The 12847-nt window shown below is 68.6% G+C and carries 9 protein-coding genes; 1 reads left to right on the top strand and 8 read right to left on the bottom strand.

Annotated elements, in window-relative coordinates; genetic code table 11:
* Positions 1-11: 11 nt before the first annotated feature.
* The 5 genes from FS507_RS08605 to FS507_RS08625 form a co-directional block, all read right to left on the bottom strand.
* A complete protein-coding gene (locus FS507_RS08605; protein ID WP_222121399.1) occupies positions 12-2108 on the bottom strand; it encodes an iron ABC transporter permease in 2097 nt (698 codons plus the stop codon).
* Positions 2105-3244, bottom strand: coding sequence for an ABC transporter substrate-binding protein (locus FS507_RS08610; RefSeq protein WP_145942370.1), 1140 nt, complete (start codon positions 3242-3244; stop codon positions 2105-2107). The genes FS507_RS08605 and FS507_RS08610 overlap by 4 nt, the downstream gene beginning before the upstream one ends.
* A gap of 11 nt (positions 3245-3255) precedes the next feature.
* Positions 3256-4092, bottom strand: coding sequence for an ABC transporter ATP-binding protein (locus FS507_RS08615; RefSeq protein WP_145942371.1), 837 nt, complete (start codon positions 4090-4092; stop codon positions 3256-3258).
* A 127-nt stretch (positions 4093-4219) separates the two neighbouring features.
* On the bottom strand, positions 4220-4987 hold the full coding sequence (locus tag FS507_RS08620; protein ID WP_145942372.1) for a helix-turn-helix transcriptional regulator: 768 nt from the start codon (positions 4985-4987) through the stop codon (positions 4220-4222).
* Entirely contained in the window at positions 4984-6171 is a 1188-nt protein-coding gene (locus FS507_RS08625; protein ID WP_145942373.1) for a hypothetical protein, read from the bottom strand. Before FS507_RS08625 ends, FS507_RS08620 begins: the two co-directional genes overlap by 4 nt.
* Before the next feature lie 189 nt (positions 6172-6360).
* Between FS507_RS08625 and clpB the strand changes: the two genes are divergently transcribed.
* Positions 6361-8955 carry an ATP-dependent chaperone ClpB gene (clpB, locus tag FS507_RS08630; protein ID WP_145942374.1) on the top strand — a complete coding sequence of 865 codons (2595 nt, stop codon included), beginning with the start codon at positions 6361-6363 and terminating at the stop codon, positions 8953-8955.
* 97 nt (positions 8956-9052) lie between these two features.
* Here the strand turns inward: clpB and FS507_RS08635 are convergent, their stop codons facing one another.
* The 3 genes from FS507_RS08635 to FS507_RS08645 all read right to left on the bottom strand — a co-directional run bounded on the left by FS507_RS08635 (position 9053) and on the right by FS507_RS08645 (position 12818).
* Positions 9053-10003 (bottom strand): hypothetical protein, encoded by a 951-nt coding sequence (locus FS507_RS08635; RefSeq protein ID WP_260853247.1) that lies wholly within the window; start codon positions 10001-10003, stop codon positions 9053-9055.
* 308 nt (positions 10004-10311) lie between these two features.
* A complete protein-coding gene (locus tag FS507_RS08640) occupies positions 10312-10875 on the bottom strand; it encodes an SWIM zinc finger family protein (RefSeq protein ID WP_145942376.1) in 564 nt (187 codons plus the stop codon).
* Positions 10875-12818, bottom strand: a complete 1944-nt coding sequence (locus FS507_RS08645; protein ID WP_145942377.1) for a DEAD/DEAH box helicase — start codon at positions 12816-12818, stop codon at positions 10875-10877. Before FS507_RS08645 ends, FS507_RS08640 begins: the two co-directional genes overlap by 1 nt.
* Positions 12819-12847: the final 29 nt, after the last annotated feature.

The following is a 12847-nucleotide window of genomic DNA, read 5'->3' on the forward strand; positions in this document are numbered from 1 at the left end:
GTCACGGACCGTCACGTCCTGCGCAGCAGCCACACGAAGTACGGCGCACCGACCAGGGCGATCATCAGCCCGGCGGGCACCTGCGCCGGGGCGATCAGAGAACGGCCCAGCCCGTCGGCGAGGCACACCATCGCCGCGCCGAGCACCATCGCCACCGGCAGTACGCGGGCGTGCCGTCCTCCGACCAGTGCCCGGGCCAGGTGAGGGGCCACCAGTCCGACGAATCCGACCACACCGACGGCCACCACGCTCACCGCGGCCAACACGGCCGAGAGTGTCAGCAGCCCCAGCCTCGTACGTTCCACCGTCACGCCGAGGACCCGCGGTGTGTCCTCGTCCATCGACATCAGGTCCAGGTGCCGCCGCAGCATGACCAGCACCGGCAGGGACATCAGCAGGACCACGGCGACGGGGAGGACGTCGGGGAACGTCCTGCCGTAGGTCGTCCCGGACAACCAGGTGAAGATCCGTGGTGTGTCGTAGGGGTTCGCCCGCAGCAGCAGGAATGTCGTCACCGCAGAGATGCCGTAGCCGCAGCCGATACCGATGAGCACGAAGCGGTCCGGGAGCAGACCGCCCCGCCAGGCCAGGCCCGTGACCAGGGTGAAGGTCGCCAGGCCCGTCGCCACTGCCAGAGCGACGAGGACGGGACGACCGCCGTCGGGGAGCAGGGTGGTGGCGATGACGGCGCCCAGTCCGGCGCCGGCGGTGATGCCGAGCAGTCCGGGTTCGGCCAGGGGGTTGCGGACCGTCCCCTGCACCACCGTGCCTGCCACACCGAGCGCGGCGCCGGCCAGGACGGCGGCGGCGACCCGGGGGACGCGGGTGTCCAGGGCTCCACCGACCAGATCCGGAGCGGCGTCGCGTAGCCACAGTGCCACGTCGCCGAGCTTGAGCCACAGGCTGCCGGCGAGCAGGCCGTAGATGACAGCACCGACGAGCAGCAGGACGGTGATACCCAGGACCAGCAGGAAACGACGCCGGGCCTGGGCGGGGGTGAATGTTCCACGTCGGGCACCGGCGTTGGAGCGGGCGGAACGCACCACGCCCTGGTCACGCATACGCATCGCCAGGACCACGATGACCACGGCGCCGAGCAGCGAGGTCGGGATGCCGGTGGGGATCGACGCGGCCTGTTCGGCGCCGAGGACGGTGCGCAGCAGTGCGTCGGACAACAGGACGAGTAGTGCGCCGACCAGCCCGGTCACGGGAATGAGCACGGCGTGGTGGCGCAGGCCGCGGAGGCGGGTGGAGAGCAGCCGGGCGAGCACCGGGGCGCCCAGCCCGATGAAGCCCAACGGTCCGGCGACGGTCACGGACAGGGCGGTGAGCAGGACCGCGAGGACGACGGCGGTGGCACGGGTGGCACGGACCGGGATGCCGAGGGTGGTGGCGGTGTCGTCGTCGCCGAGGGAGAGGACGTCGAGGCGGCGGGACATCACGACTGCGGCGACGAGCCCGAGCAGGATGACAGGTACGGCGCGGGCTGAGGCATCCACGCTCAGCTGGGACAGGGACCCGGAGCCCCAGGCGAACAGCCCGGTGGTGTTCTGGCTGAACAGGATCAGCAGCATGCCGGTGACCGCGTCCAGTGCCATGGCGATCGCGGAGCCGGCGAGGATGAGCTTCGTCGTCCCGGTGGAACCGCCGTGGCCGGACCCCGCACCCGTGAGGGTCAGGACCAGGGTCGCGCTGGCCAGGCCACCGGCGAAGGCGACCAGGCCGGATGCCCAGAACGGCACGCTGACGCCGAACGCCGCCACCGCAGTCAGGGTCACATAGGATCCGGCGGTCACCGCGAGGGTGTCGGGGGACGCCAGTTGGTTGCGCGTCACCGACTGCAGGAGGATGCCGGCGACGCCGAGCGCGAATCCGACCGTGATCCCGGCCAACAGCCGGGGGATCCGCGATCCGGAGAGAATGCTGTGGACGGGTACGCCGTTGATGTCCTGCGGCGCACCCGGGTGCCCTACGGCGTACAGGACCAGGTCACGGATACCGAGACCGGAGGTGCCCTGGGTCAGGTGCCAGGCGCTGACGCAGACAATCCCCAGGACCAGGGCAACGATCAGCGCAAGTGGCGCGAGGGGTGTTCTGGTCGTCCTCACTTGGAGTCGGAGGATCCTTCAGAGCCTTCTGAGCCTGCCACAGCCTTGACTGCGTCGACGAAGGCGTCGATCAGCTGGATGCAGGAACGCGGGCCACCGGCGGCCCAGAGGTCGTTGGGGAACTCGTGGGTGCGGTTGTCCTTGACGGCGGGCAGGTTGTTCCAGATCGGGTTGGAGGTCATCGCCTTGACGTAGTCGTCGGCGCCACCCTGGGACCCGGTGTAGAAGAGGTTCGCGTCGCCGACGGCGGTGAGGCCTTCGATGTCGGTCTGGGCGAGACCGTAGGAGGGGTCCACCCCGCCGTCGCCGTAGGAGTCGTTGATGTCGTCGGTCCAGGCGGAGGTCATGCCCAGTTCTTCGCCGAGCTGAGTCATCAACGCACCGGTGGTGTAGGGCCGGATGGTCAGGTTCCCGCTCTCGACCCAGCCGTCGAAGTAGAGGAAGTCGGATTCGTCGCGGTCCTTGAGGGTGGCCACGGTGTCGGCGAGGTCGTCGCGGGCAGCGGCGAGGTGGTCGTCGAATTCCTGGTTGATCTCCGCGGCGCGGGCGGAGCGGCCGGTGGCTTCACCGATCTTGGTGAGGACGTTCTTGACCGTCCCGATCTGGTCGGCGGCGTCGGCACCTTTCACCGCGAGGACGGGGACGTCGCGTTCCTCCAGCTGGGTGAGCACGGCGTCATCGGCGCTGAACGCCTCGACGATGATCAGGTCGGGGTCGGCGCCGTAGATGGCGTCGAGGTCGGGCTCGCCGCGCTCGCCGGCGTTGACGACGTCGTCGGGCAGGGCCTCGGCACTGACGTAGGTGCTGTAGTCGTCGGGGGACGCGACGGCGACCGGGTCGACGCAGAGGCTGATCGCGTCCTCGATCTCCTGCCACTCCAGGACCGCGACGCGGCTGGCGGGCCTGTCGAGTTCCACGGTGCGTCCGAGGTCGTCGGTCATGGAGACCGGGTCGGTGCTGGTCTCGATGTCACTGTCGCAGCCGGCGGCGCCGGAGGTGGGCGCTTCGCCGGAGGCGTCGGACGAGCCGGTGTCGGTGGTGCCGCAGGCGGCGAGGGTGAGCGTCGCGGTGGCTACGGCCGCGGTGAGCGCCGTGGCGGCGGTGGGGAACCGGCGCCGGATTCTGGAGAGGTGCATGGATGGTCCTTTCAGGGGGTGGTCCGGACGCACCCACGGTCAGGGTGTCGTCCGATCGGGTCGATGCGCAGGCGGCCGGTGCGGGGGTCCACACCGACGTCGACGGGGATGTCATAGGCGGTGCTGATGTTCTCGGCGGTCAGGACGTCCTGGGGCGGCCCGGTGGCGAGGACACGGCCCTCGGTGAGCAGGACGAGGTTGTCGGCGACGCGCAGGGCGTGGTCGAGGTCGTGCAGGACGACGCCGACGGCGACGGGACTGGAGCTGTGTCCGTCGGCGAGATCGCGGATGAGGTCGAGGATCTCGGTCTGGAAGCGCAGGTCGAGGTGGTTGGTGGGCTCGTCGAGCAGGATGACGCCGGTGTCCTGGGCGAGGCAGGCGGCCAGCCAGGCACGTTGGACTTCACCGCCGGAGAGCTCACCGGCGTTGCGGTCAGCCTTGTCCGCCATGCCGGTGACCTGCAGGGCATGGTCGATACTGGCGTGGTCGTCGGGGCCGAGCCCGGCGAAACGGCGGCGGTGGGGGTGGCGTCCGAAGCCGACGATCTCGCGCACGGTCAGCCCGTCGGGGGTGGGCCGGGACTGGGAGAAGAGGGTGAGTCGGGTGGCGACGTCGCGGGGGTTGAGCAGGCAGATGTCGTCACCGTCGAGGCGGACGGCGCCCTGGTTGACGGGGTGGAGGCGGGCCAGGGAGCGCAGCAGCGTGGACTTCCCGGAACCGTTCGGCCCGACGAGTGCGGTGACGGTGCCCGGTTCGAGGGTGACGGAGACGTCGTGGATCACCGTGGACCTGCCGTAGCCGAGGGTGAGGTTCTCGCCTTCCAGGGTGCGGGCGGATGCGGTGGACATGGGTGTTCTGGTGATCCTTCGGGGAGATGGCCGGGAGTTGGCCGGGAGATGGCATAGCCTAACCTCAAGAAGAGTAGGGCAGCATAACCCGTGTCCGCAATCTCGTTTTCAGGACACCCGATTCGGGTCAGCGGACATCTTTGAGATGGTGGCTCGGCCGGTAGGCGCCGGGCGTCGTGCCCATCATCCGGCGGAAAGTGTCGATGAAGGTGCTGGTCTGGGCGTAGCCGAGGGTGCTGGCGACGTCCTGCACGGGTGCCCCTTCGCTGAGCAGGGTGAGTGCGCGCTGGATGCGCAGTGTCAGGCGCCACTGCCCGAAGGGAAGGCCGGTGGACTCGCGGAAGGCGCGGGTGACGGTGCGCTCGCTGGTGCCGAGCCGTCTGGCCCAGACCTCCAACCCGCTGAGGTCGCCGGGATCAGCCAGCAGGGCGCGGACGACAGGGGCGATGCGGGGGTCGTCGGGGACAGGGAGGTCCAGCGGGGTGGTCACGGGATGCAGGACGTCGAAGACCACGGCTTCGGCGCGGCGTCGTTCGCCGTCCGACAGGGTGTCCTGCCCGAGGTGGGTGAGCAGGGATTCGAGGACGGGGTTCATGGCCACCACGGTCACCTCGTCCGGTGGGGCGAAGCCTTCGGGTGAGTGGTCGGGGGAGAAGAGGGTGCCGTAGAGCGTGACTCCTGAGGACACGTCGCCGGAGTGGTCCGTCTCGGCGGGGATCCAGATGCCGCGACCTTCGGGGACGGCGAAGATGCGGTCGTGTGCGCGGGTGGTCATCGCACCGCGCCGTACCCACACCAGTTCATGGCAGTCGTGACGGTGGGTGGGCCAGCTGGTCGGCGGGTTCGTCGCCCCGGCGGTGACGATGGGGTGCGGGGTGGACGGTATGACGGTCATGGCTCGGCGATGATCTGCTCAGGATCCACACCGGCACCGGTGAGGGTCCGCACCTGGTCGCGGACGGTGTCGGGGTCCTCCCCGGAGATCAGGACGAGGGTGCTGTCACGGTGAGCTGCTGCCAGCGCTGTCGACAGGGCTGTCTCCGCGGCGGTGACGTGGTCCTCGTCGGAGACGACGGGGGTGAAGGTGAACCAGGGGAAGCCGCGCTCCAGTCCGCGGAGGTCAGTGAGTCCGTGCAGGTCGCGGGAGGTGTCGGTCCCCCAGAACAGGTGGACCGGTGGTGGGTCGTCTGCGCCGGACACCTCCATTACCAGGGCGCGCAGCGCGGCCAGGCCGGAGTTGACGGCGATCATCACGACGCCGGACGGGGCGTCGTCGCCGGTGGGGACGCCGAGTCCGCCGGTCGGATTGGCGACGACCCAGGTCTCGCCGACCTCGGGTTCGCCTGCGGACGCAGGGCAGTGGAACTCCAGGTAGCCGGCCTGGTTCGGAGGCAACGCCGAGGCGTACTGCTGCCACTCGTCCGGCGCAGCGGGGGTCCGGACCTCCAGTGTCTGCCCGGCCCACCCTGTCTCAGGGGACGACGCCTGCAGTCGCACGACGGTGGTCTGTGCGGTGCGGTGCGCGACCTCGAGGACCGTGGCGGACAGTGAGGCGGGGACACCGGCCTCGTCGTCCTCGACCGCACCGAGTGCGACGATCCGCACGGCATTGTCCACCGCCTGCAGAAGCTCTGTCAGGCCGTCGGGGATACCCAGTTCGGCGGCGCGTCGGTAGGTCAGGTCGATTCCGGGGTAGGGGTAGTCGAATTCTTCGCAGACGGCGCGGCCGGCAGCTTCGGCAGCTGCTTCGTAGTGCTGCATCGTCACCCCGAACTTGCGGAGGTCACGGCCTAGGTAGGCGAGGTAGTCGGTGTGGTGCCCGCTGAACTCCGCCTGGTCGCCGGTGAGTCCGTGTGAGGCGTACAGGACGGCCCGGCGCAGCATCCCGCGGGGGACAGGTGCCGCAGGGGCGGCGGCACCGTCGGCCGTGGACGGGGAATGGTCGGGGGCGAGGGGAGTGGCCAGAGCGGTGAAGTGGGTGCGGGTGTGTGCGGTGATGCTGTCGATGCGCTCGCGTGCGACCTGCACTGCCGAGGTCAGGTCGCCGAGATCGGTGGTCAGTCCCCTCTCCTGTGTCATGGGGACCATTGTGGCATGTCCGCGGGCATCGTCCGTGCCGACACGAGAAAGTGATGCAGATCACATCATAATAGGTATATTGAGTGGAACAGACTCAACCCTGATGACGTTGGAATGACCGTAAGCGAAAGTTGACACGAACACGCTAAAGTAGACACCGGCACGCACCCGCAGAACAGGAGACTGACGATGAGCGGATTCACCCCCACCACCCGAACCCAAGAGGCGATGCAGGCCGCCCTGCAGTCCGCCAGCGCCAACGGGAACCCGGACATCCGTCCGGCGCACCTCCTCGTGGCGATCCTCGACCAGGAGGACTCCATCGCCCGCCCCGTCCTGCAGGCGGCCGGTGTCGACGCCGACGACGTCCTGCGTGACGCCCGCGACCTCGTCGCCGGGCACCCGCAGGCGTCCGGGTCCGGCATGGCGAACCCGAACTTCAACCGGGACGCCCTGAACGCCCTCACCGCGGCCCAGGAACTCGCCGAGGAGCTCGGCGACTCCTACGTCTCCACCGAGGTACTGCTGGCCGGCATCGCCAAGGGAGACTCCGAGGCAGCCAAGGCCCTGCACACCCGAGGTGGCACCTTCGAGGCCGTCCGTGGCGCCTTCGAGTCCGTGCGCGGCAACCGCAAGGTCACCACCGAGGAGCCGGAAGGCCAGTTCCAGGCGCTGGAGAAGTACTCCACCGACCTCACCGCCCGGGCCCGCGAGGGCAAGATCGACCCGGTCATCGGACGCGACCAGGAGATCCGCCGCGTGGTCCAGGTACTGTCCCGTCGCACGAAGAACAACCCCGTGCTCATCGGTGAGCCCGGCGTGGGCAAGACCGCCATCGTCGAGGGGCTGGCCCGGCGCATCGTCGCCGGAGACGTCCCGGAATCCCTGCGTGGCAAGAAGTTGATCAGCCTCGACCTGGGCTCCATGGTCGCCGGCGCGAAGTACCGCGGCGAGTTCGAGGAACGCCTCAAGGCCGTCCTCGACGAGATCAAGGAGGCCGAGGGCGAGGTCGTCACCTTCATCGACGAGCTGCACACCATCGTCGGTGCCGGCGCCACCGGTGAATCCGCCATGGACGCCGGTAACATGATCAAGCCGCTGCTCGCCCGGGGCGAACTCCGCCTCGTCGGCGCGACCACGCTCGATGAGTACCGCAAGTACATCGAGAAGGACGCCGCCCTGGAACGTCGTTTCCAGCAGGTCTACGTCGGTGAGCCGACCGTGGAGGACACCGTCGGTATCCTCCGTGGACTCAAGGAACGCTACGAGGTGCACCACGGTGTTCGCATCCAGGACTCCGCGCTGGTCAGCGCCGCATCCCTGTCGGACCGGTACATCACCAGCCGGTTCCTGCCGGACAAGGCCATCGACCTGGTCGACGAGGCCGCGTCCCGGCTGCGCATGGAGATCGACTCGCGCCCCGAGGAGATCGACGACTCCGAACGAATCGTCCGACGCCTCGAGATCGAAGAGATGGCACTCAGCCAGGAGACCGACGACGCCTCCAAGGACCGCCTGGAGAAGCTGCGGGCCGAACTCGAGGACGAGCGCGAGAAGCTCAACGGGCTCATGGCCCGCTGGGAGAACGAGCGCGGGTCCATCGACCGGTTACGTGAACTGAAGGAGGAACTCGACAACCTGCGCACCGAATCCGAGATCGCCGAGCGCGACGGGGACTACGCCCGGGTCGCCGAACTGCGCTACGGCCGCATCCCGGAGCTGGAGAAGCAGGTCGGTGAGGCCGAGTACGATGCTGCCCAGGCCGAGGAACAGCGCATGCTCACCGAGGAGGTCACCCCGGACACCATCGCCGAGGTCGTCTCCGCGTGGACCGGTGTGCCCGCCGGCAAGATGCTGGAGGGTGAGACCGAGAAGCTGCTGGCCATGGAGAAGGTCCTCGGCGGGCGGGTCGTCGGCCAGAACGAGGCCGTCACCGCCGTGTCGGACGCGGTACGCCGTGCCCGCGCGGGTGTCGCCGACCCGGACCGTCCGACCGGTTCGTTCCTCTTCCTCGGGCCGACCGGTGTCGGCAAGACCGAGCTGGCGAAGTCCCTGGCGGAGTTCCTCTTCGACGACGAGCACGCCATGGTCCGCATCGACATGTCGGAGTACGGCGAGAAGCACTCCGTGGCCCGCCTGGTCGGTGCCCCTCCCGGATACGTCGGCTACGACGCCGGTGGTCAGCTGACCGAGGCCGTGCGTCGCCGGCCGTACACGGTGGTGCTGTTCGACGAGGTGGAGAAGGCGCACCCGGATGTCTTCGACGTGCTGCTGCAGGTCCTGGACGAAGGTCGCCTGACCGACGGGCAGGGCAGGACGGTGGACTTCCGCAACACCATCCTGATCCTCACCTCGAACCTCGGTGCCGGTGGTTCGGACGACCAGGTGATGAACGCGGTGAAGGCGGCGTTCAAGCCGGAGTTCATCAACCGGCTGGACGACGTGGTCATCTTCGACGCCCTGTCGCAGGAGCAGCTGACCTCCATCGTGGAGATCCAGGTCGCGCAGCTCGCCGAGCGACTGGCTGCCCGGCGCCTGGAGCTGCAGGTCACCGAAGACGCCAAGGTGTGGCTCGCCGAGCGCGGCTACGAACCGGCCTACGGTGCCCGGCCGCTGCGCCGCCTGATCCAGAAGGCGATCGGCGATGCGCTGGCGAAGAAGTTGCTGGCCGGTGAAGTCCGTGACGGGGACACCGTGAAGGTGGACCTGCCGCGCAATGCCGACGGAGTGGCTGACCCGACCGCGGACGCACTGTCCATCGGCTCGGTGGCACACGAAGGGTAGTCCGCTGCCCCTCCCCGGGCAGTACAACGGGGAAACAGGCACCATCCTGTGTACGCGTATCACCCTGATCGCGGGCACAGGATGGTGCCGATTCGCGTCAGGGGGTCTGGCGGAGGCGCAGGGCGGTGGCAACAGCATGGCGCACGTGCTCGAGCAATTCGTCCCGGTCCCTGATGAGGTCCTTGTTGATCCGTACCGCCTCCCACCCGAGGGTCTTGAGCTTCTGGTACAGACGGAAATCGGTCTCCTGCTGCTCCGCGTTCGTGTGGTGTCTACCGTCGTAGTAGAGCGCCACCTGCAGTTCACGGCAGACGAGATCCGGTGTGGTCTTCTTGCCGCGGACGTGCCGTGCCTCGTGCTCGTCGAGCACCGCACCGTCCTCCAACGAGACCGTGACCTGGGAGGTCCAGGAACAGTGCGAAGGGATCTCTTCGCGGACGATGAGACGCAGAATCGTCTCCATGGGGGACTGGGCTCCTTCATCACTGAGTTCGAGGAGTCTCTTCACACGGCGTCGATCCACGATGTGCCTCGCCCCTGCCAGAACATCGTCGGCGGTGACCAGAGTGCACTGGTAGAAGGCATCGATGAACTGGGTCGCACGGACCTCCACGTCAGTGAGACCCGGAACGTCGGGCGTCCACCATGTCTTCTTCTCTGCGAGAATCGTGGCCACGCACTGGGCAGCGGCCGTCGGGGCATCTACGATCCGGAGATCGGGGAACCGGGGATCGACGTTCACAGTCGGCAGGTTGTCACGCAACCTGCGGAAGACGGGCCCACCCGGGGCAGTAGGGTTGCGGCGCAGCCTGCGGGAGAGCAGGACGACGCTCTCGTTGTCCGCCCAGTACGGAAGTCCGTGTGCAGCGGCGGCGCACCAGCCTGCCCCCACGCAGTCCCGGGCCAGCAACCAGTGGCAGCGGAGCCGGGTGAGGATGTCCCACCGGTAGGGCTCAGGTTCACAGCCCGTCCAGCCGTCGGGGCCGAGGCGGTGCCCGGTCATCCACGCAGGTGTCGGATCCGCCGGCGGCAGCAGCACGCTGCGCACGGGTGCCTCCCACCTGTCGGCTGTGCGCCTGGGCACACCGGAACTGAGGGCGTCTTTTCGTAGCCGTGGCACCCGCGACGGGTAGACGCGACGCGTGAAGAGAGGTCCCCGCCCGGGTCTGATGCGCCCGTCTTTCTCCGCCTTGGTCCAGTGGTATCCCCCGAATTGTGTCCCCATGGGACTGATCTAACACCACTACCGGGGGAGCGGCCCGGACTTATCCACAGCTCTGCGAATGGGCACCGTCCTGTGCACACGATCCGGTCCGAGTGCGTTCCCAGGATGGTGCCCATTTCCGCCCGAGCCAGCTACGGCGCACGCGGTGAGTCGAAGAACGTGGCAGCGTCGATCGCGTCCAGCGGAATCCAGGCGGTCGGCGTCCCCGCACCGTCGCCCCAGGGCACCGCGGTGCTCCGGAGCTCCAACGCGGTGACGGGCCGCTCGTCGATCTGCAGTACCAGGGCGTAGATCGCGGCGAGGATATGCGCGCACGGTCGCTTCCGTGCACGGCATGTGCACGTCGCCGTGTCATCCGGTGTGTCGGGGGTGACCGACACGTCGGCCGCGGTGAGTTGTGCGAGCAGGTCGTCGGGGAGGTCGCCGCTGGGGTCCGGACGGTAGGCGGACAACACGTCGGCGGCGGCACCGGCTTCCTTCTCAGTCCACGGAGCCAGGTTCAGGACGACGGTGGAGGTGGAAGTCCCATCGCGCACTGTCGCCGTCGGGGATCCGGAAAGGACCAGCTCGACCTTGTGGTTCCTGGCGAGACTGCGTGCCTTGGGGAGGTTGCTGCGCGGTGGCCCGTCGGTGCGTTCCACGGTGCGCAGCCAGGCCCGCCCCCAGAGCGTGGCACCGAATTCCGTGTCGGCCATCAGTAGGTCTCCTTCAGTTCGAGGACGTCGCGCAGCTCTTCGTCGGACATGCTGGTCAGTTCGGCACTGTCATCGCCGGTGACGGCATCGGCCAGGCCTTTCTTCGCCCGGTGCATCTTCTCGATGTAGTCCTCGAATGTCCCGCCCACGACCAGGGTGTGGACGCTGAGCCTGTTCTTCTGTCCGATGCGGTGTGCCCGTGCCGTCGCCTGTTCCTCCACCGCCGGGTTCCACCAGCGGTCGTAGTGGATGACATGCGATGCGCGGGTCAGGTTCAGGCCGAAGCCCGCGGCCCGCAGACTGAGGATCAGCACGGGCGGAGCGTCCTCGTCCTCCTGGAAACGACGGACCATCTCGTCCCGCTCGGCGGCGGGGAGACCCCCGTGGAGGAACGGCAGGGGATCGCACCCGAGCTGTTCGGCGAGCCCGGCGGCCAGTATCTCGCCCATGGCCCGGTACTGGGTGAAGATCAGGGCGTACTTCCCGGCGGCGACGATTTCGTCCACCATCTCGGCGACCCGGCCGAACTTCGCGGAGCGGCCGACGTAGCGGTCAGCGTGGTGGTCGGGGTGCTGGTTCGGATCGTCCTTCCGCAGGTACTGGTCGGGGTGGTTGCAGATCTGCTTCAGGGAGGTCAGCAGGGTGAGGATCTGACCGCTGCGGCCGGCACCGGTGTGGAAACCGGTGGTGAACGCGGCGGTGACGGCGTCGCGGTAGAGGGTGCGTTGCGCCGGTGTGAGTCCGCAGATCACCGTGGAGTCCAGGCGCTCGGGGAGTTCGAGTGCGACCTCACCTTTGGTGCGTCGCAGCATGTACGGCGCGATGGTGTCCGACAGGCGGGCTGCCGCGGTGCGGGACTGCCGTTGCCTGATCGGGGTGGCGAAGCGTGTGCGGAACCGTGGCCTGGTTCCCAGCACCTGGGGGACGGCCACGGAGAACAACGACCATAGTTCGTCCAGGTTGTTCTCTACCGGCGTGCCCGTCATGATGATTCGTGCAGTAGCATCGACGTCGACAGCGGCCCGGGTGACCTGCGAGGTGGGGTTCTTGAGCTGCTGGGCTTCGTCGAAGACGGCCAGGTCCCACCGGCGGGACGTCAGGCCGGACGGGTCGGACGAGTCGTCCTGTGCGCCGTGGTCCGAGCGCAGGAGCGGGTAGCTGGTGAGGACGACCGTGCCGGCGGGCAGATCGTCGGGAAGCCGGCGGGCGGAACCGTGGTACCGCAGGACCTCCATGTGGGGTGCGAAGCGTTGCAGCTCGCGTGCCCAGTTGCCCAGGAGCGAGGTGGGGCAGACGACCAAATGCGGACGTGCTGCAGGACGTGTCTCGAGCAGGGCGATGACCTGCAGCGTCTTGCCGAGTCCCATGTCGTCGGCGAGTACCGCGCCTCCGTCGTCGCGCACGCGGTCCCGCAGCCAGGACACCCCGTGTGCCTGGTAGGGACGCAGGTCTGCCTGCACCTGTCCGGTGTGGAGCTGTTCGGCGGTGTCCAGGTCCGTCCGGAACCGGGCGATGAGTGCGTCTGCGGTCGGGATCGCCGTGCCGTCCGGGTTGGGGACGGCATGGCCGGCAGGTGGCAGAGTGGCGGCCACCTCAGCGAAGGCCTCGTCGGCGTCGCGGCCGCGACGGGTGCGTGGACGGAGGGTGAAGCGGCTCGCCGTACGCCACGCCCTCGCCGAATCGTCGAGGTGACGAACCCGGGTCAGCGCCGACAGACACTGGGCAGTGGTGGTGAGGTCGGTGACACAGACGTCGACGTCCTCGACGTTGAGCGTCTCCCCGTCGGAAACGACGAGACGCGTCGTCGTCATACGCCCGTCCGGTAGGCCTGCGGTGGCCATCGTGGACGGAATGTCCGGGACACCCCACCAGGCGAACCCGTATTCGTCGGGGAGATAGGTCGCCTGCAGGCGTGGTGTGGGCTGGATGGCCAGGGGAATCATCTCTCCGGTCTTGCAGGGTGGGCAGGTGC

The organism is Corynebacterium glyciniphilum AJ 3170, assembly GCF_007673095.1.
Taxonomy (GTDB): Bacteria; Actinomycetota; Actinomycetes; order Mycobacteriales; family Mycobacteriaceae; genus Corynebacterium.

Bases quoted from the DNA above. Each gene is read 5' to 3' on its own strand.
- FS507_RS08625 (WP_145942373.1), bottom strand. From the start codon at position 6,171: ATGACACAGGAGAGGGGACTGACCACCGATCTCGGCGACCTGACCTCG.
- FS507_RS08645 (WP_145942377.1), bottom strand. From the start codon at position 12,818: ATGATTCCCCTGGCCATCCAGCCCACACCACGCCTGCAGGCGACCTAT.
- FS507_RS08640 (WP_145942376.1), bottom strand. From the start codon at position 10,875: ATGGCCGACACGGAATTCGGTGCCACGCTCTGGGGGCGGGCCTGGCTG.
- clpB (WP_145942374.1), top strand. From the start codon at position 6,361: ATGAGCGGATTCACCCCCACCACCCGAACCCAAGAGGCGATGCAGGCC.
- FS507_RS08620 (WP_145942372.1), bottom strand. From the start codon at position 4,987: ATGACCGTCATACCGTCCACCCCGCACCCCATCGTCACCGCCGGGGCG.
- FS507_RS08615 (WP_145942371.1), bottom strand. From the start codon at position 4,092: ATGTCCACCGCATCCGCCCGCACCCTGGAAGGCGAGAACCTCACCCTC.
- FS507_RS08610 (WP_145942370.1), bottom strand. From the start codon at position 3,244: ATGCACCTCTCCAGAATCCGGCGCCGGTTCCCCACCGCCGCCACGGCG.